This is a genomic window from Streptomyces sp. SBT349 (genome assembly GCF_001083795.1).
Taxonomy (GTDB): Bacteria; Actinomycetota; Actinomycetes; order Streptomycetales; family Streptomycetaceae; genus Streptomyces.
Window position 1 is genome coordinate 34,960 of sequence record NZ_LAVK01000008.1, and the last position, 19,265, is coordinate 54,224.

Genomic DNA, 19,265 nt, shown 5'->3' on the forward strand with positions numbered 1-19,265 from the left:
CCTGTCATACGCCCCTTTCGACCCCATCACACCAGTTCAGCGCCCTGCTTCCCGCGTAGAGCTCGCGTGAACCCTCAAGATCCCCAGCTTTCCACTCCGATAATTTTCGGAGGTCTTCCGGATCATCCACCCGGCGGTCGCGCCATGACCCCGGACCCCCACAAGCGCCGGCCCGGCTCCTCGATGACCCGGTGCGCGCCGTTCCCGAAGGGCGCCGTCCGGGGCGGGTAACGCGCCTCGGCCCGAGGGTCGTGTCCAGTGCCGTGACCGCATAGGTTCGCCGGGTTGGATCATTTACAGGTTGTTCAGGTAGAAGTTGACGAGCCGGTCGACGGCGGCGTCGACGTACTCGGGCTCGTCGTACATCTCGTAGTGGCCGGCGCCGTCGATCACCATGAGGTCGACCGGGTTGGGTGCCAGCTTCCACAACCGCATGCCGGACTCGTAGGAGCCGGTGTTGCCGATGCGTCCGGCGAGGATGACCTGCAGCGGTTGGGTCATGAGCTGGTCGACCAGGTGATAGGCGTCGTAGCCCAGCAGTAGCGAGTCGCCGCGCGCGAGGCGGCGGTTCGTGGAGTGCGGGTTCCTGCCCCGCTCGGTGCGGTAGTAGGTGACTGCCTGGGTCGTGTCGATATCGGTCAGCCCGACTGCTGTGGCTTCTTCCAGGGTGTCGGGCAGCCAGTTCACGCGAGTCAGCTCGCCGGAGCGGGTCTCTTGGATGCGCGCGTCGGCCATGGTGTCGAGTGCGGCGGCGGCGCCATCCGGCTGGAAGCTGCGGAACGACGTGCCCATGTTGCCGGGGACGACCGTGCCGACCGCCTTGATGCGATGGTCCGTGCGGGCGGTGTGCACTGCGTAGCCTCCGCCGGCGCAGATGCCGAGGACGCCGATGCGTTCCGGGGCGATGCCGGGGATCGTGCTGAGCGCGTCGATCGCGTAGGAGATGTCCTCGCCGCGGCGGTAGGGGTCTTCGAGGTCGCGGGGCTCTCCGCCGCTCTGACCTTGATGGGCGGGGTCGAACACGAGGGCCGCGACGCCGCACTTGGCGAGACGGGATGCGTAGTTCGCGCCGATCTGCTCCTTCACGCTGCTGCCGGGCGTGGAGAGCACCACGGCGCGCAGCGGCACCGCATCGTCGATGCCGTCGGGCAGGTAGAGGTCGGCCGCGAGATCGATCGGTACGCGCGGGATCGTGATGTGCTGAAGCATCTGATGGCGCCTTTCGGGTAGGTTTTGTTCCATAACCGTGTGGTACGAAAACCATCTGATACATTTTGGAACTAATTCAGAACTGTACCACCTGGACGGATGGAGGGGCTTGCGTGGCGGTTGATGGGGCGCAGCTGTGGACGCTGAACCAGCGTCTGCTGAGCGTCGTGATGGATGCCTGCACCGCTGAACTGGCCGAACTCGGGCTGGAGACGAAGGAGTTCTTCGTGCTGGCCGAGGTGGCCGCGTCGCCGTACCCTGCCGAGCTCGCGGCGGCGCTGATGATCCCTAAAGCGAGCGTGACGGTCTACGTCCGCAACCTCGTCGCGAAGGGGTTCATGCGGCGCGAGATCGACGACGAGGACCTGAGGCGGCATCGGCTCGTCGTGACTGCCGAGGGCGAGGCGGCGCGGGACCGCGCGCTCGCAGCGCTCGCGGCGGAGTTCGACCGCAGGCTGGCGAGGATTACCCCGCATGACCGCACCGAACTGCGGCGCATCCTTCTGGAGATGCTCACGTCGCCGGAATGAGGGCCATGATGACGGGCGGTCGGCCTTCCCGGCGCATGCCTTGCCCGTTGGCGTCCGCCCCAGCGGATGCCCCTCTCGCTTCGGATGCGAGCGCGTTCCTTGCGCTCCGCGGCCAGGACGTCGCGGTGACGGGCGTTGGCCTCGCGTCAACGCAGGTAGGCGTGCAAGGCCGGTGGTTGGTGCGCCTCGATCTTGTTCTTCTTCACCCAGCGCCGGATGTCGCCGACGAGGTCCTCGACGCCCTCGCCGCCACCACCACCGGACCCACCCGCGCGCGGATCGCCGCGGCGGCCCGGGCGTTCGAAAGAGCCTCCCGCACCCGCGCCGGACCGGCGCTCGGCCGGGGCCAGGACGGCGCGGCCACCGCCATGGTCCTGTCCGCGCTCATCTTGCTGGCACGCCGCCCGCGCCCACCAGCAGCACTCCGCGCAGCACCTGCGAGCCACCTACGGCATCGCCGCCGCGAGGCCGATGGCCACCTGGCACGCGCAGGGCGTCCACCTCCGCGCGCACGCCGCCGCCCTGCGCGCGGCCCACCCGAAAGGCGCCGAGCGGGTCCTGACCGAACCCGGCTGGCCTGCCCTGGCCGCCACCATCGACCACGCCGACCCGGTACCGCTGACGCACCGGGCCGTCGCCCAGCGCGAACTGCGCAGCGCCCAGTCCGCCAGCGCCCTTCTGCTGTGGCGCCTGCCCGACCTCCCGCGAGCCGGTCAAAGGAACGATGCCGAAGCCGCGCGGCACACCCAGCCCTCCGTGGTTCCGGTACCGCGGGCCGGTCAGTGGGCGGGTGGCCAGCCCAGGGTGGTGCGGACCGAGGTGGGGAGGTAGCCGTCCTGGTCTCCTGGGGGGAGGTAGAGGACGGCCGTGTCCCCGATGCGGGTGTCGATCGGGGTGCCGACAGAGGGCGCAGCGCCATCGACGCACTGCTCGGCGGGGGAACCTGTTGGCGGGCGTCGTCAGCCGAAACTCCCCGGATCCTCCCCAACCCTCACCGCAGGGGAGTCCTGTGATGCCCTGCCTTCTGGGACGATCATGGCCGCTTCGGTGTCCCTGCCCGCTCGCCACCGAACGGCCGGAGACAGCGGCCCCCGGCCGCAGCCGCAATCTGAGGCGGCGGTCCATGAGGTCGGTCATGGCAGGCGTCGAAGACCAGAATGGGTCCCTGGCCGACGTTGCCCTGGTGGTCGTGGTCCTGCTCGACGATCAGCCGGCCACTCAGCGGTACATAGGCCAGCACGCTCCAGCCGGAGGCCTGCGTGGTGGCTGGCCTTCGGGCATGGCGACACGGTTTGGCGTGGGGAGAACCGGCGACTCCGGATCCATCTGGCCGAGAGGACCGGCAGCCTCCGTGCCCAGCCCAGGATGCGCAGTGCGGAAGTTCCCGTGTTGCACCGCGACCAGATGGGCACCGCCAGGCACCGCGGCCTGTCATCCGCCCCTCCGATCCGATCAGCTGTGACTTCCCCCGTCCCGCGTGGCTTCGGGAAAGTCCGGTGGAAGGTGGTCACGGAGTTCTCGCCCGGCCTCACGCAATTCTCTCAGCGCTTGCCGAACGTGCTGGTAACTGGCTTCTTCCTCGGCCCGGCTCGCGCGGCCCGTCGCAAGGATGGAACCGCGGCGGGAGTGAATGCTGTCATGGACCGTGAGACGGTTCACGGTCTGTTCCACAGCACGCAGCAGCCGTACCAGCACCTCGGGGTCCAGAGCAACAGGATCATGTGTCATGAGTGCCTCTTCGGAACGGCGGTATCAGCGGGCACAACTGCCCCCGACGCCGACCAGACTTCCCGGCACACCCCGTGCCCAACGGCACGTTCGCCCACCTTAGCGAGAGCGACGTCACAGCGCACCATGCGAACAGCACGACGGAACTGGCCACCTGGGGTCCTGGGCCGTCTGCCTGACTGGGGCGAGCCCCCGACCACGCTCCCGGCAGGTCCCGCGGCGGGCTGCGCACCCAGGTCCATCCGCGAGCGACGCCCGCGCCCGAGGACTGGTGATCGTCGTGACGGCCGAGCGGCGCACCGGCTTCCGCCAGGGGCTGGGGACGATCCGAGGGTTCCCAGAGGCCTGGTGGCTCCGGCGTTCAGCCGATAGGGTGTAAAGAACGCGTCAACATGGCGCGCGGTGTGCCGGGAAGTCTGGTCGGCGAAGAAAAGGACTCTGTGTCCTTCCGTCGATCTCCCGGAGCCGTTCACATGTACGTCCCCCCACGGCCTCGGCCCCCGCTGTTCGGGATACTTCCGCTGCCTGAGCACAGGGCCGTGACGCGAGCGCTGCGGACGGAGACGGTCGGCGGTCTGGTCCTGCTGGCGGCGGCGGTGGTCGCCCTGGTCTGGGCGAACAGCCCGGCGCGCGAGGCCTACGAGTCGCTGCGGGACTTCCACTTCGGAATTCCGTCCCTGGGCCTGGATCTGTCGGTGCAGCACTGGACCGCCGACGGCCTGCTCACGCTCTTCTTCCTCGTCGCCGGCATCGAGCTGAAACGTGAGCTGGTGGTGGGCGAGCTGCGCACCCCGGCCACCGCGCTCCTGCCGGTGGTGGCGGCGGTCTCCGGCATGGTCGTTCCAGCTGCCCTCTATCTGTTGACGACCTCGGCGGGTGGCGGCAGGCCGGACGGCTGGGCAGTGCCGATGGCGACCGACATCGCCTTCGCCCTCGCCGTACTGGCCGTGCTCAGTACCCACCTTCCCGCCGCGTTGCGCGCCTTCCTGCTGACCCTGGCGGTCGTCGACGACCTGGGCGCGATTCTGGTCATCGCGGTCTTCTTCACGAGCAGCCTCGACATCGTGGCCCTGGGCGGTGCCCTCGTGGCCCTCGTCGTCATCCATGTGCTGCAGCGGTTCCGGGTCACCGGCTGGTGGTGGTACGTGCCGCTCGGAGTGGCGGCGTGGGCGCTGATGTACAACGGCGGGGTGCACGCCACCGTGGCCGGAGTGGCGATCGGGCTGATCCTGCGCACCCGCCGCGACGAGGGCGGTGACGGGCGTGCGGCGGAGGCTGCTTCGCCGGGGGAGCGGACGGAGCACGTGCTGCGGCCGGTGTCGGCGGGTGTCGCCGTGCCGCTGTTCGCGCTGTTCGCCGCGGGGGTGAGCATTTCCGGTTCGGCGCTGGGTGAGGTCTTCACCCGTCCCGAGCCACTGGGGGTGCTGCTCGGCCTGGTGGTGGGGAAGACGGTCGGCATCTTCGCCGCCACCTACCTCGCCGCCCGTTTCACGCGCGCCCGGCTGAACCCCGATCTGGCCTGGGCCGATGTGCTGGCTATCGCGGTCCTGGCGGGGATCGGGTTCACGGTCGCGCTGCTCATGGGTGAACTGGCCTTCGCCGACCCGGAGGTGGTCGAGCAGATCAAGGCAGCCGTGCTGGTCGCCTCCCTGCTTGCCGCGGTGGTCGCCGCTGTGCTGGTCAGGCAGCGCAATGGCGTCTACCGCCGCCTGTGGGAGGAGGAGACACGTGACGAGGATGGCGACGGCATCCCGGACATCTACCAGCGTGGCCGTGCGGACGAGAGCGTGCGGGCCCCGGCCGGGGAGGAAGTGGCTGATGGGCTCCGGGGGCATCGGTGACGACGCTGCTGATCGTGCTCGCCGCTCCGGTGATCAGGAGCGCGCCGGCGGAGCTGCCGGAACCGCGCAGTGAGTGTTGACCGTGCTGGTGCCTCGATGGGGGGAGGAAATGACGATGGCGTCGGTCTACAGAAGCGCGCGAGGACAGCGGGAGATCCGTGACTGGTGTCTGCAGCGGATCGATGCCTGGGATGTCGTCAGCGAGCGCTGGCAGATACTCACCTGCGCCGGCCTCACCAGTGCGTTGATCGCCGGACCGCGGCCCAGTCGCGACACACCGACCGTGGTCCTGGTGCCCGGCACGAACATGAGCGCGGCGGTATGTCTGGCGAGCGCGGGTGAGTTGGCGGCGCGCTGGCCGACCGTCGTGCTGGACATTCCCGGGCAGCCCGGCCTCAGCGGCGACGAGCGACCGCGTCGGGGGAGGAACTGGTGGTACGGCCAGTGGCTCGCCGAAGCCATCGAACAGACCGTTCCGGGACCGGCGGTGGCCGTCGGGCACTCCCTCGGGGGCGCCGCGATTCTGGCCTGCCCGTCCTTACAGATCGCCGGACAGGTCCTCATCTCCCCCGCGGGGCTCTCGCGGCTCGTGGCCAGTCCCCCTGTGGTGGCCACGACCGTCGCCTGGCTCGCACGGCCAACCCTCCACCGCTCGACGAACCTTCTCGGACACATGGTGGGGCCCGACAGCCCGGTGCCCACCGGACTGGCCGAGTGGATGACGGTGGTCGCCCGGTTCTGTCACAGCACCCTCACACCCGGACCGCTCCCGTCGGCGATGCTGGACCGTCGGCGCGCACGCGCCAGCGTGGTGGCGGCGGGGAGTGACGACATCCTGTTGCCGCCGGCGCGGCTCGGGCCTGCGACGCGACGCCACCTCGGAAGTGACCTGCGTGTCTTCGGAGGCCGGGGCCACCTGCTCTTCGAAGAAGCCCCGAAGGAGATCGCCACGTTGGTGGGAGAGGTGTATGCCGTGGCGTGAGTTGTTCCTGGTGCTGTGTTGAGAATCCCGGGATCAGGTGCTGTTCGAGGTGACGTTCCGCTGGATCGTCCCGAACGACATCACGGAGGTGGAAATGGATCCACTCCTATGCCGGTCATAGTGGCCGTAACCATGACGATGACGCGGTGACCGGGTCCATACTTGTCGCGAATCGGCACGGCGAATTGGCCCTCATGGCCGCGGCTCCCGCCTTCAGCGGGTGAAGTCTCGAAGGTGAACCGAGGCGCATGACGGAAAGCATGCTGAGAGCGCGCGGGTACGAATCCGGCACGGCGACGTCACTCGGCACCTGAACACCGCACGGCTCCACAACGTCTGTACCCGAGACGCTTCGCTGTTCTCCCGGACGGCCAGGAATTGCCCGACCTGCTGGGGCGGTGGTGGGTGCTCCCCAGCACGGACCGGTCGACCTCCTTCTTCCGAGGTCGTGAGTCGGCTTCCGGCATGGCTGCGCAGCGGTGAACAGGCAGGGACTGTCATGAGTTGGCGCAGGCAGGCCGACCGCTCCGGGTGATCGGCGCGCCCCGCACCGCACCCATGGAACGTACTGGATCACCCTGATGAGGTGGCCGAACGTCGTGCGGGGAACTGTGCCGGCCACAGCAGGGCATTGGGCCGCAGTCAGCCGAGGGGAGAATACCGCGTGGAATTATGAACATCAATAGATGCGCAGATCCCTAACGCAACAAATACACCCCTGGTTTCGATCGCGTTGGTACCTGCGGGGCACCTGTTGACATGGGGTCTGGCACCGGGTTTCATCGGAGCTGACCATCAGCGCGATCGCTAGCCCGTAGTGACGAGATGACCTTGACCAGCTCATCCGTCCCGGGCTCCGGTAGTCGGCGTGAGCCGCCTACCAAGTTCCTGCGGCAAAGCCTTAGATGGAACGGGGGATTGAGACTTTCCTATGGCGCACCCGCATCTTACAACGTTGAAACTTGCCCTTGATGAATCCGCCTCAAGCAGAGGTGGAATAGTAATCCTGGAAGGTCCAGCAGGATGCGGGAAGACGGAGCTCCTCTGTGACTTCTCGCAGCACGCCGCGTCGGTCGGGGTGTTCGTGCTCTGGGCTCAGGCCCTGCCGTCCGAGACCTCGCTGCCGCTGAGTCTCATGCGCCAGTTGCTCGACAACCCGTCGCTCTCCGAGGAGACCGGAAGGCGACTTCGCGCCTTGCTGGACGAGGCGGGAGCCCCCCTCCTCCGCTCCGCTGCGAGTCCGCGGGGAGGCACCTCCGAGATGCAGCGACTCTGGACCGCGCTGCGCGACCTGATGGCGACGCAACCCCTGCTGATCTGCGTCGACGGCCTCCAGTACATGGACGCCACCTCGTTGCGGTATCTGCTGTACATCGCCGGCCGCTCGCGAGGCACCCGGTTGATGATGGTTGCCACGGAGACTCCGTACTGTCACCAGCAGGACCATGCCTGCCGCACCGAGTTCCTGCGACTGTCGCACCTACGGCGTCTCCGCGTCGGCTGTCTCGAACGCCCGGAGGTGGCCGGCCTCATCGCCGAGCATCTCCACGCGGAGCCCGATGAGACGACGGTCCGGCGGTATCACGCGCTCACCGGCGGGAATCCCCTTCTGCTGAGGGCACTTCTCGCGGAGAAGACGGCCGTGTCCATGTCGTCTTCGCGGGGGACGCCGCCCCAGGCCTCGCACACCGGCGCCTTCCCGGAGGCCGTGCTCACCTGTCTGGCCAACAGCGGCCCGGCCGCGTCGGTGGCGGCCGACGGGCTGGCTGTTCTCGAGGTCGGCTCGGTCGGGGCGTTGAGCCAACTCTGTGGAACTTCCTACGCATCGACGGACCGGGGGGTGCGTGCGCTCGAAGCCGCCGGCATCATCCTTCATGGCCGATTCCGTCATCCCATGGCGCGGGAGAGCGTCCTGGAGTGGATGGATCCGGAGCGCCGAAGGCAACTGCACCGGTCGGCAGCGGTCCTCCTACGCGCCGAGGGCGCGGCAGCTGCCGCCATCGCTCCGCACGTGGTGGCCGCCGGGCGCGTCCCGGAGCCGTGGGACGTCACGGTTCTGCGAGAGGCGGCCGAGGAAGTCCTCGTCGAAGGTGGGCACCACGCGGCGCTCCAGTACCTGGAACTGGCCCACCGCCTGAGCTCCGATGAACGGCAGCGCACATCGATCCGCCTCCGGACGGCCATCGTTCTGTGCCGCACCAACCCACTGGCCGGGGAACGAGTCGCCGAGGAACTGCTCCGGGACCTGCGGTCCGGCCGGGTAGCGCTCGACCAGTGCCAAGCGGTCGCCGACCTGTTCCGTAGGCATTTCCGCTTCGCGGAGCTGGACGAGGTGATGCGAGTGGAGTCGGAACTCAGGGGCGAGGACGCTTCCGCGCCGGCTCTCACCGCGGACGCCCGGACACTCGCCTCCTACGACGCCCATGCCACGCTCCCGTACAAGCGCGTGGTCGTGCGCCCGCTCCGCGGAGGACCTCACAGCGGACGCATCCTGCTGCCGGCGCGCCATCATCGCCACGGTGCACGGCCGGAATCACCGGTCGCGGAGACGAGTACCGAAGACGTCGTGACCGCATCCGAGGCGACACTGCGCCGCTCGGCACTGAACGACTCGACACTCGAGCCGATCATCACCGCACTCAGATATCTCCTGCATGACGGGAGAACCGAAACGGCGCGGCACTGGTGCGACCTGTTCCTGAGTGAATCCCTTCGGCGGAAGGCCGACGGCTGGTATGCCCTGCTCTCCCTGCTGCGGGCCGACATCGCTTTGCATCTCGGAAAGCCGACTGACGCCGAGGCCATCACCCAAGACGCCCTGAGCCGCCTTTCCGAGCGCAAAGGTGGTGTTCTCGCGGGCGGACTGATCGGCCTTCAGGTGATGGCCCAGACCGCTCTGGGCCATTACGAGGCGAGCGCGAGGGAGCTGAACCGGCCACCGGCCGAGTCGCTGCTCGGCAGCGGCTACGGGCTGATCTATCTACGGGCGCGAGGGCTGCACAGCCTGGCCACCCGTCGTCCGCACGTCGCGCTCGACGACTTCCTGACCGCGGGAAGGCTGGCCATCCGCTGGTCCGTCGACGATCCGGCCTGGCTGCCGTGGCGCGGTGACGCCGCCGAGGCGTGCTTACTGCTCGGCCACCGAGCGGAAGCCGAGCGGCTGGTGGTCGAGCAGTTGGCGATGACCGGGCGCCGACGGACGCGAGTCCGCGGCATGTCCCTCCGGCTGCTCGGCGCGGCCACCGAACCACAGGGACGGCTGTCCCTGCTCACTCGCGCCGTCCGCAAGTTGCAAGTGGCCGGAGACCGGCTGGAACTGGCACGGGCGCTGCTGGACCTCGGCGAGGCCCATCGGTGTCTCGGCGAGACGACTCGGGCCGACGTGGCCACGCGGCGGGCCTGGCAGCTCGCGAGGGAGTGCGGAGCCGAGCCGCTGTGCGCGCGGTTGCGGCAGGAGAACGACGAGTCGCTGGGGCGGCAGGAGGACGAGGTGCGGGGCGCCGCTGACGCCTGGGCGACGAGGCTCAGCGACTCCGAGAGGAAGGTGGCCGTGCTGGCGGCCAGCGGCTTCAGCAACCGAGACATCTCCGCGAGGCTTCATATCACCGTGAGTACGGTGGAGCAGCACCTCACCCGCGTATACCGGAAGCTCGACATCAGGGGCCGCCGGCAGCTCCCGCTCGACATACCGTTCGAATTAGGTGGGGTCGCCTGACGCCGCAGGACTGCGCGGTGGATGACCGACGTGCCCTCGATTGTGCTTTTCACTCGCGAAGTGTGCCGGATCGGGTGGAGATGGGCACTGCCGGAATCCGTCTGCTGCTGCCGTGAGCAGGGGAATGCGAAATACTCGCGCGATTCAGCGCTGATTTGATCCGATTGCGTACAGTGGTCGAGGGTGGATCTGCATGCCGATATTCGCCAGAGAAGCGGAACTCTACAAGCTCAAGTCAGCGCTCGCCGACTGCCTGTCGGGAAGACCCAACGTCACCGTCCTGGAGGGCCCCGCCGGCTGCGGCAAGACCGCACTGCTCGACGCGCTGATGGAGCAGGCGTCGGCGGAGGGAGCGGTCGTCCTCAGGGCGGCCGCGCTGAGCTCGGAGCGGGACCTGCCCCTGTCGGTGATGCGACAACTGGCCGAGAGCGCGCCGGCCTCGGACGACATCGGGCGGTGTCTGGCTGCCCTATCGGCGGGCGACATGGGTTCAGGCGATCCGCCCGATGCCGTGACTCCTGGACGGGCCCACGCGGGAGAAATGTTCAGGGCCTGCGCGGATCTGCGTGCCGTCGCCCATGAGCGCCCCGTCGTCATCGGCGTCGACGACGCGCACCATGCGGACGACAGGTCCCTGCGACGCCTGCTGTACATCGCCGCGCGTGCCAGGGCGACGGGACTCATGATGGTCTTCACCGAGGTCCTGCACCACCGGCAGTGGAGCACCGCGTACCGTGACGTGTTCCTTCAGCAGCCCGAGTACCGGCGCATGCGGCTCACCAGCCTGGACCCGGACGGCGTCACGTCGCTCGTGAACGAGCACGCTCGCATGGCCGTCGACGACCTGCTGGTGGACGGTCTCCACGCCGCCACCGGCGGGAATCCCCTGCTGATCCGAGCGCTCCTGGAAGACCATCTGACGGCGAGCGCGGTGCCCGATCCGTCGGAGCGGCTGAAAGTGCTCACGGGGGGCGAGGTGTTCGCCCACGCCATTCTGACCTGCGTGGACCGCAGCGGGCCCGTGGCCGCACGCGTGGCCGAGGGGCTCGCCGTCCTGGGCGACGCCGCCGGCCTGGACCTCCTCCGGCGGCTCTGCCGGCTTCCTCTGGCCGTGGCCGAGCTCGGCACCCGCGTACTCCGGGCCACGGGCGTGACCGAGGACTTCGGGTTCCGGCATTCCGCCGCACGGACAGCCGTCCTCGACGGTATGGACCCGGGACGCCGACGGGAACTGCACAGCCGTGCAGCGGCACTCCTGTACGCGGACGGCGCCTCCGTGGTGAGCATCGCAGCGCATCTGCGGAACGCGGAACGTGTCGAGGAACCGTGGGGGGTGCCCGTGCTCCAGGAGGCCGCGGAAGAGGTGCTGGCCGACGACCGGGACACGTTGGCGATCGCCTATCTGGACCTGGCCTACCGCTTCTGCCCCGATGCGCGGCAGCGCGTCGAGATCCGCCTCAGGTCCGCCGTCATCCTCCAGCGCGGCGATCCTTGGGCCGCGGAGAGGCTGGGCGATGAACTGCTGCTGAGTCTGCGGACCGGGGAGCTCACCGCACAGCACCGCGCGAAGCTGGCCAATGTCCTCACCGGGCAAGGCCGGATCGAGGATGCCGGGGAGGTCTTCGGCACGCTGCGAAGGCTGGGCGAGGGAGAGTCTCCCGTTCCCGTCGACTGGGCGGCCGGCCCGCGGGCCCTGGTCGGCGGGCGGCACCACCCCTGGGTGAGCGAAGACGTGGGCGAGAGGCCCGGCGACGACGGATCCTCGTACCAGGGCTCGGTCCCCGGACCGGGCACGACGACGGGGTACGAGGTGGTGCCCTGGGCCGGGCCCGTCCCCGCCGCCGGGGACGAGATCACCGCCGCGGCTCAGGAACTGCTCCAGCGGTGCGTCCTCACGGATTCGACGGTGGAAGCCATCAGCAGCGCCATCAAGTGCCTGACATACGGGGGAGGAGCCGACAGGGCCCAGTACTGGAGCGGGGTCCTTCTGAAGGAGGCGGACCGCCGCGGCGCATCGGGCTGGTCCGCGCATTTCGCGGGACTCCAAGCGGAAGGCGCCTACCACCAGGGCGACATACGGCGAGCGAGGGATCTGGCCCGACTCGGTCTCGAGCGGATATCCGGGCCCAACAGGAGCCTTCTCGCCTGCTCGCTGCTGGCCGCCCAGATCATGAGCGAGACGGTCATGGGTGACTATGAGGCAGGCGCACGCATGTTGAACCAGCCAACGCCCGAGTCCCTGCTCGGTAGCACCCACGGGCTGACGTACATCCGGGCACGAGGCCACTATCACCTGGCCACCGACCGGCTCGACGACGCGCTCGACGACTTCATGTCCGTCGGACAGTTGGCACGCCGCTGGGGCACCGACATTCCGGCCTGGCTGCCCTGGCGGGGTGACACGGCCGAAGTGCTGCTCCGGCTCGGACAGCGGGAGGAGGCCGAGCGGCTGGTCGTGGAGCAGGAGGCCAGGATCGCCGACAACTGCGGCAGAGCCCGGGGCATGACCTTGCGCCTGCTCGCGGCAACCGCTCCGCCGGACAGGCGTCTTCCGATCCTGGCACGCTCGATGTCGTTACTGCACGGCGCCGGTGACCGACTTGAACTGGCCCGCACGTTGTACGACCTCGCCGACGTGTACAGGCGACTCGGCGAGACGGCCCAGGCCGCGATGGCCTCCCGCCGTGCCTGGCAGCTGGCCAGGGAGTGCGGAGCCGAGCCGCTCTGCTCCGGAGGGCACCTCGAACACGGTGAAGACCATAGGAACAGCGGCGGGATGGGGAGCACCGCCGTCGATGTCAGCACGGTGCGGCTCAGCAGCTCCGAGAGGCGGGTGGCCGTGCTGGCCGCGTGCGGATACACGAACCGCGACATCTCCTCCCGCCTCTCCGTCACGATCAGCACCGTTGAGCAGCACCTCACCGGCGTCTACCGGAAGTTCAAGATCTGCGGCCGTGAGCAGCTGCCGCTGGAACTGCAATTCGAAGTCGAGGACATAGCGTGACGGCGGAGTGCCTTCGGCCGGCACCCGTTCGGCAGCGGCAGGCAGGGCCGGGCAAGCGGCCTTGGGCATGGATGGAAGCGTAGGACGATGACCAGGATGATGACAGCGCGTGCACAGGGGCACGCGTGGCCTGCGGTGTTGATGGGAGCTTCAAGGTGTTGATGACGGGCAGGATTCTGCGGTTCGACGAGTCCCGGGGCTATGGGTTCATCGCCCCCGACGAGGGGCAGGAGGATGTCTTCATGCATGCCAACGACCTGCTGGCCGAGGAATACCTCTACCAGGCGGGGCGGCGTGTGGAGTTCTTCATCGAGGAGGGCGGCAAGGGGCCGAAAGCGTCGGAGATCCGTCTCGTCACGCCGGCCGCGGCATCGGACCCCTCACCGCCCGCCCGCCGCTATCTGGAAGAGGTGCCGCCCCCCTCGGCCCCGGCACCGGCGACCCCGGCGGCCTCGCAGGATGGACAGGACGACGAACCCACCTGTGATGTCCTGTCTCTCGCCGACTTCCGCGGCGAGGTGACCGAGATCCTCATCAACGCGGACGGGACGCTGACGGCCGCGCAGATCCACCGGGTGCGGACGCGCCTCGCCGAGGCGGCCCTGGCTCACGGCTGGGTCGAGGCCAGCGAGACCTGAACGAAGACGCGACATCTCGCGCGTGCCCGGCCGGAGTACGGCCCCGGCCGGGGCGCGGTGGCTCCTGGGCCGCCTCGTGCTGTGTTGGCGGTCCCTGATGGTCGACGATGACGGTCTTTCCGGGAGGCGGCTGTGCCGGGGCCTGCCGGTGACGGTCCAGTCGGGGCTGGTGACTCCACGCGCCGCTGCGGCGCGCGTCAGTTCCGGCACGACCTCAGCCGCGTGGGCGGCGGTGGTCAGATGTGCGCACATCCACAGCAACCGACCCGCCCCTCGGGGCGGTTGGCGCCGAGCTCAGTGGGGTGAACAGGGCACCGCGCGACGGTAGCTGGGGCCCACTGACCGCACGTCAGGATCGCGATAAGACGGCACCATACGGCCTTTCAGCTTCCGATGCGGATGTATAGCATCCTGGTCATGCATCCAGGTTCCGAGTGGCGTGACCGGCCGGCTGAGGATCTGACCAGCCGGGCACGGATCAGAGACGCGGCCTTGGCGCAGTTCGCCGAACACGGCACCAAGGGAGCGACGATCAAGGGCATCGCCGAGGCGGCTGGGGTGTCCCCAGGGCTGCTTCAGCATCACTTCGGGTCGAAGAGCGCGCTGCAAGAGGCGTGTGACGCGTACGTGGTCGAGGCGTTCGACGGGCTGGACCGGTTCGGTCTGAACAGCGGCGAGATCACCAAGTCGGACTTCATGGAGGAGCTCCTGGCGAAGAGCTCGCTCGTCATTCGCTACATGGCCCGCGCCATGGTCGACGGTTCCCCCGTGGCGTCCGCGTTGTTCGACACCGGCGCGACGGTCGCCGAGGAGTTCCTCACCGGTATCGCACCCGAGAGGTTTCCCGCCGGGTCGTCCCAGGCGAGCGACGCCGCGGCCGTCATGGCCGCGATGCACATGGCGACGCTCGTGCTGCACGACCACCTCTCCCGCCGGATGGGCGACGACATCCTCGCCCCGCAGAGCTCGCACCGCATCGGCGTGGCCATGCTCGACATCTACACGGCCATGGCCGAGTTCGCCGCGTCGAGCGTCGGTGACGGCATTCGCAGCGCGGTGGACAGCCACGAGAAGCGCAGTAACCAGTCATCCCCCTCCTCGACGAATGGACGAGATGATGAGTGAGGCGATTCAAATCGAGGGCCTGATCAAGACGTTCGGGCGTACCCGAGCGCTCGACGGCCTCGATATGACCGTGCGAACCGGTGAAGTCCACGGCTTCCTCGGGCCGAATGGCGCCGGGAAGACGACGACCCTCCGGGTCCTGCTGGGTCTGATGAACTCGGACGCCGGGACGGTCCGGCTGCTCGGCGATGATCCGTGGGAGAAGGCGGTCGAGTTGCACCGCCGGCTGGCCTACGTGCCCGGCGACGTGACCCTGTGGCCCAATCTCACCGGCGGCGAGGTCATCGACCTGCTGGGCCGCCTGCGCGGCACCGCCGAGCAGCGTCAGCGCAAGGACGCCCTGATCGAGCGCTTCCAGCTGGACCCGACCAAGAAGTCCCGCACCTACTCCAAGGGCAACCGGCAGAAGGTCGTACTGATCGCGACCCTCGTCTCCGACGTCGAATTGCTGCTGCTGGACGAGCCCACCTCAGGGCTCGATCCGCTGATGGACGCCGTCTTCCGCGAGTGCATCGCGGACGAGAAGGCCAAAGGGCGCACCATCCTGCTCTCCAGTCACATCCTCTCCGAGGTCGAGGCGCTCTGCGACCGCGTGAGCATCATCCGGGCCGGCCGGATCGTGGAGACCGGCTCCCTGGCCGAGTTGCGTCACCTCACCCGGGTCTCCGTCACCGCCCTGGTGACCTCCTCCTCCGCCGACCTGGCCTCCCGGCCAGGAGTGCACGACCTCACCACCGACGGCGACCGGGTGCGGTGCCAGGTCGACTCCGAGAACATCGGCGACGTCGTCGGGTATCTCGGCACGCTCGGTCTGCGCGACATCACCACCCAGCCGCCGACCCTGGAGGAGCTGTTCATCCGGCACTACCGGACCACGGACGTCGGTGCCGGCGACTCCGCGGCGGTGGCGCGATGAGCGCCCCGGCCGCCACGCTGCCCAGGCCGGCTCCGGCGAAGGCCGTGGCGTCGGGCCCTCTGACCGGCGTGCCGCGGCTGATCCGCCTCATCCTGCGCCGTGACCGGGTCTGGCTGCCCGTGTGGCTGGTGGTGACCCTCGGCATCGTGACGAGCCGGGCGAACGCCAGGGAGACCACTTTCCCCGACGCTCAGGCGGTCCAGGACCGGTACAACGAGGTCATGCACGACGTCCCCATGTTCAAGCTCTTCCAGGGGCCGGCGTATGGGATGGACATCAACGCCCTGGTCGCCCAGGAGGCGATCGGTGGCGCCACCCTGATCGCAGCCCTCGGCGCGGTGATCTTCGTCGTCCGGCACACCCGGGGCGAGGAACAGGCCGGCCGGAGCGAACTGGTGGGATCCACGGCGGTGGGTCGGCATGCTCAGCTCGGCGCCGCCCTTACCGTCGTGCTCGGCTCCGGCGTGATCATCGCGCTCTTCTCGGCCGCCGGGATGTCCAGCGCGGGCATGCCGGGCGCCGGGTCGCTCGCCTTCGGCCTGGTCATGATGGGCGCGGTCTGGCTAGCGGCCGGCATGGCGGCCGTCGCCGCCCAGCTGACAGAGAACGCGCGGGCCGCCACCATCGGCGCGTTCGCGCTCTTCATCGGCCTTCACTTCGCCCGGGGCGCGGCCGACATGGGTGACGGCTTCGTGAGGTGGCTGGGCTGGCTGACCCCCAACGGCTGGCTGCAACGCTCCCGCCCCTTCGCCGAGGAGCGCTGGTGGCCCTTCCTGCTCGTGGCGTTGCTCGTCGGCGCACTGCTGTGGACCGCCGGACGCCTCGCCGCCCGCCGCGACCTGGGTGCCGGCATGATGTCCGCCCGGCCCGGCCCGGCCCGGGCCGCCCCCGGACTGCGCAGTTCGAGCGCGCTGACCTGGCGGCTCCACCGCGGTATGGCGGCGGTCTGGCTGGTGGGTGCCATCGCCATCAGCCTGCCCACGGGATTCGTCGGCGCGGACGCCATGGAGGAGTACTCCGACAGCGAGCAGTTCCGCGCATGGGCCGACGCGATGGGCGCGAACAACACAGGTGAGGCGTTCTTCGCCTACATCGCCTTCATGATGTGCTTCCCCATCGCCGCCTACGCCCTCATGACGCTGCTGCGGCTGAGTGAAGAGGAGACCGACGGACATGCCGAACTGTTGCTGAGCACCCCGGTCAGCCGCGTCCGCTGGGTCGTGGGCCACCTGCTGGTCGCCCTGGCCATGCCGGCGGTCTTGCTGCTCGCCGTCGGCCTGTGCTTCGGCGTCGGCAGCGATGACGTCGGCGACATGGTGACCACCAACGCCGGCCTGATTCCTGCTGTATGGGTGATCGTGGGGATCGCCATGGCGGCCTACGGCCTGATCGGCCGCGGCGGCGTGATCGTGGGCTGGGGCGCGCTGGTGGTCGCCCTGACCGTCGAGCTCGGTCGGCACGCGGGCATGCCGGACTGGGTGTTCGAGACGTTCTCCCCCTTCGCCCACGTACTGCCCTTCTTCGGCCCGCCAAGCGCGCTGACGTTGGGCACGCTCACCCTTATCGCCGCGGCGCTCATCGCGGTGGGGCTCGCCGGAGTCCGGCGTCGGGATCTGCCCGCCTGACGCGACGCGGTTCCTCGCGGGCTCCGCGAGGAACCGCCGACCCGCCTCAGCCACTGCTTCCGCCGCCCGCTGGACGGCGACACGGGGCGGCGGGCCTCACGTCCCATATCCGGGCGAGGGCCGCCGCCCCTCACCATCGACGCCAGAGAATTGGGATAAGGTGAAGAAGCGGAAGATTCGAGACGGGTGAGTGGCTGAATCCTCCAGTGCATTGTGGCGCTTTCCTCCGAGGCGGAGTCGATGGCCGCTCCCTGCGCTTCGCCGAGGTGCGAGATTCTCGCGATTGCGGTTTCACCTCCCCCGGTCAAGGCATTACTCGTTACCCCTCGTAGCCGTCAACCCCTAGGGTGCATCGGTCAACCCCTATAGCGCTCCGGAGGGGCTGGGGAATTCCTCTATTGGACCCCTGATCGCGGCCAGGGGTGTCGTCCACGACGCCAAGTCCCTTATAGGGTCCGCTGGCATAGAGGATGTGACGACGGAGGAGCCCAGCCGCCATGTCGAACGATCCCGTTTCGAACGAAAAGACTCTTCGCGATTACCTGAAGTGGGCTTCTGCGGAACTGTACGAAACCCGCCAGCGTCTCCAGGAAGTGGAGGAGTCGGCACGCGAGCCGATTGCCATCGTGGGAATGGCATGCCGTTTTCCGGGTGGTGTGGAATCTCCCGAGGAACTGTGGCAACTCGTGCACGACGGGCGGGACGCGATTTCGTCGTTCCCCGACGATCGTGGCTGGGATATGGCGAGTCTCTTCGACCCGGATCCCGACCGTCCCGGGACCTCGTACACCAGGGAAGGCGGCTTCCTCAAGAACGCGGGCGAATTCGACGCCGACTTCTTCGAGATTTCGCCGCGCGAGGCGTTGGCGATGGATCCGCAGCAGCGGCTCATCCTGGAATCCTCCTGGGAGGTGCTCGAAAGCGCCGGCATCGACCCGGCCACGCTGAAGGGCACCAAGACCGGTTCCTTCATCGGATTCAACCTCGTGGACCACGGCTCCACCCTCCCGAAGATCCCTGACGAGCTCGAAGGCCACTTCTCGACGGGCAGTTCGGCCAGCGTGCTCTCCGGGCGCGTGGCTTACACCCTTGGCCTCGAAGGCCCCGCCGTCTCCGTCGACACCGCCTGTTCCTCGTCGCTGGTGGCGCTGCACCTTGCGGTGCAGGCGCTGCGCAACGGCGACTGCTCGCTCGCCCTGGTCGGCGGCGTCACCGTCATGTCCAGCCCGGGGGAGTTCGTCACCTTCAGCCGCCAACGCGGACTCGCTCCCGACGGGCGGAGCAAGGCGTTCTCAGCAGCCGCGGACGGCCTCGCCATGTCCGAGGGCGTGGGCATGCTGCTGGTGGAGCGGCTGTCGGATGCTCAGCGGAATGGTCACCGTGTGCTGGCGGTGGTGCGGGGCAGCGCTACCAACCAGGACGGTGCGTCGAATGGTTTGACGGCGCCGAATGGTCCGTCGCAGCAGCGGGTGATCCGGCAGGCGCTGGCGAACGCGCGGCTGTCGGTGGGGGACGTGGACGCGGTGGAGGCGCACGGTACGGGGACGGCGCTGGGCGATCCGATCGAGGCGCAGGCGTTGCTGGCGACCTATGGGCAGGACCGAGGCGAGAGCCGGCCGTTGTGGCTGGGCTCCATCAAGTCGAACATCGGGCATACGCAGGCGGCCGCGGGTGTGGCGGGCGTCATCAAGATGGTGATGGCCATACGCCATGGCCTGCTGCCCAAGACGCTGCATGTGGACGAGCCGTCGCCACGGATCGACTGGTCGGCGGGCGCGGTGGAGTTGCTGACCGAGCCGGTGGCGTGGGAACGGAACGGGCGCCCGCGGCGGGCGGGCGTGTCGTCGTTCGGGATCAGCGGGACGAATGCGCATGTGATCGTGGAGGAGGCGCCGGAGCGGGAGGCCGGTGCGGTGGAGGTGGCGGAGGGCCCGGGGTTGGGTGTGGTGCCG

General features: G+C 68.9%; 12 protein-coding genes and 2 pseudogenes. 11 read left to right on the plus strand and 3 right to left on the minus strand.

The features are described from left to right. Window positions 1-294 precede the first annotated feature (294 nt). A complete protein-coding gene (locus tag ADY01_RS02100) occupies window positions 295-1,209 on the minus strand; it encodes an alpha/beta hydrolase (protein ID WP_049564592.1) in 915 nt (304 codons plus the stop codon). Between the two features lie 113 nt (window positions 1,210-1,322). Between ADY01_RS02100 and ADY01_RS02105 the strand changes: the two genes are divergently transcribed. Continuing rightward, complete coding sequence (locus ADY01_RS02105; RefSeq protein ID WP_049564594.1) at window positions 1,323-1,739, plus strand: MarR family winged helix-turn-helix transcriptional regulator; 417 nt, start codon at window positions 1,323-1,325, stop codon at window positions 1,737-1,739. 50 nt (window positions 1,740-1,789) lie between these two features. Here the strand turns inward: ADY01_RS02105 and ADY01_RS40200 are convergent. Next, window positions 1,790-1,960, minus strand: a pseudogene (locus tag ADY01_RS40200) (IS630 family transposase); the annotation flags it as partial. 250 nt (window positions 1,961-2,210) lie between these two features. Between ADY01_RS40200 and ADY01_RS37860 the strand changes: the two are divergent. Continuing rightward, window positions 2,211-2,570: a hypothetical protein gene (locus ADY01_RS37860; protein ID WP_049564596.1), complete on the plus strand. Its 360-nt coding sequence runs from the start codon at window positions 2,211-2,213 to the stop codon at window positions 2,568-2,570. A gap of 310 nt (window positions 2,571-2,880) precedes the next feature. Here the strand turns inward: ADY01_RS37860 and ADY01_RS36480 are convergent. Beyond that, window positions 2,881-3,009 (minus strand): annotated as a pseudogene (locus tag ADY01_RS36480) (superoxide dismutase); the annotation flags it as partial. Between the two features lie 931 nt (window positions 3,010-3,940). On the opposite strand from ADY01_RS36480, the gene nhaA reads away from it, so the two are divergent. The 9 genes from nhaA to ADY01_RS02155 all read left to right on the plus strand — a co-directional run. Beyond that, on the plus strand, window positions 3,941-5,308 hold the full coding sequence (nhaA, locus tag ADY01_RS02115) for a Na+/H+ antiporter NhaA (protein ID WP_049564598.1): 1,368 nt from the start codon (window positions 3,941-3,943) through the stop codon (window positions 5,306-5,308). An 82-nt stretch (window positions 5,309-5,390) separates the two neighbouring features. Beyond that, entirely contained in the window at window positions 5,391-6,290 is a 900-nt protein-coding gene (locus tag ADY01_RS02120) for an alpha/beta fold hydrolase (RefSeq protein ID WP_234320009.1), read from the plus strand. Window positions 6,291-7,221: 931 nt separating this feature from the next. Then, complete coding sequence (locus ADY01_RS02125) at window positions 7,222-10,005, plus strand: AAA family ATPase (protein WP_078899917.1); 2,784 nt, start codon at window positions 7,222-7,224, stop codon at window positions 10,003-10,005. Window positions 10,006-10,198: 193 nt separating this feature from the next. After that, window positions 10,199-13,009, plus strand: coding sequence for a helix-turn-helix transcriptional regulator (locus tag ADY01_RS02130; RefSeq protein WP_049564603.1), 2,811 nt, complete (start codon window positions 10,199-10,201; stop codon window positions 13,007-13,009). Window positions 13,010-13,170: 161 nt separating this feature from the next. Next, a complete protein-coding gene (locus tag ADY01_RS02135; RefSeq protein WP_078899918.1) occupies window positions 13,171-13,647 on the plus strand; it encodes a cold shock domain-containing protein in 477 nt (158 codons plus the stop codon). Between the two features lie 417 nt (window positions 13,648-14,064). Continuing rightward, window positions 14,065-14,772, plus strand: coding sequence for a TetR/AcrR family transcriptional regulator (locus ADY01_RS02140; protein ID WP_049564626.1), 708 nt, complete (start codon window positions 14,065-14,067; stop codon window positions 14,770-14,772). Continuing rightward, window positions 14,765-15,688: an ABC transporter ATP-binding protein gene (locus ADY01_RS02145; protein WP_049564629.1), complete on the plus strand. Its 924-nt coding sequence runs from the start codon at window positions 14,765-14,767 to the stop codon at window positions 15,686-15,688. The genes ADY01_RS02140 and ADY01_RS02145 overlap by 8 nt, the downstream gene beginning before the upstream one ends. Continuing rightward, on the plus strand, window positions 15,685-17,313 hold the full coding sequence (locus ADY01_RS02150; protein ID WP_049564605.1) for an ABC transporter permease: 1,629 nt from the start codon (window positions 15,685-15,687) through the stop codon (window positions 17,311-17,313). Before ADY01_RS02145 ends, ADY01_RS02150 begins: the two co-directional genes overlap by 4 nt. 497 nt (window positions 17,314-17,810) lie before the next feature. Continuing rightward, on the plus strand, window positions 17,811-19,265 hold a 1,455-nt coding region (locus tag ADY01_RS02155), incomplete at its 3' end, for a type I polyketide synthase (protein WP_199826141.1).

Coding starts and splice junctions, on each gene's coding strand:
- ADY01_RS37860 (WP_049564596.1), top strand. CDS start 2,211: ATGGCCACCTGGCACGCGCAGGGCGTCCACCTCCGCGCGCACGCCGCC.
- ADY01_RS02130 (WP_049564603.1), top strand. CDS start 10,199: ATGCCGATATTCGCCAGAGAAGCGGAACTCTACAAGCTCAAGTCAGCG.
- nhaA (WP_049564598.1), top strand. CDS start 3,941: ATGTACGTCCCCCCACGGCCTCGGCCCCCGCTGTTCGGGATACTTCCG.
- ADY01_RS02135 (WP_078899918.1), top strand. CDS start 13,171: ATGACGGGCAGGATTCTGCGGTTCGACGAGTCCCGGGGCTATGGGTTC.
- ADY01_RS02140 (WP_049564626.1), top strand. CDS start 14,065: ATGCATCCAGGTTCCGAGTGGCGTGACCGGCCGGCTGAGGATCTGACC.
- ADY01_RS02100 (WP_049564592.1), bottom strand. CDS start 1,209: ATGCTTCAGCACATCACGATCCCGCGCGTACCGATCGATCTCGCGGCC.
- ADY01_RS02125 (WP_078899917.1), top strand. CDS start 7,222: ATGGCGCACCCGCATCTTACAACGTTGAAACTTGCCCTTGATGAATCC.
- ADY01_RS02145 (WP_049564629.1), top strand. CDS start 14,765: ATGAGTGAGGCGATTCAAATCGAGGGCCTGATCAAGACGTTCGGGCGT.
- ADY01_RS02150 (WP_049564605.1), top strand. CDS start 15,685: ATGAGCGCCCCGGCCGCCACGCTGCCCAGGCCGGCTCCGGCGAAGGCC.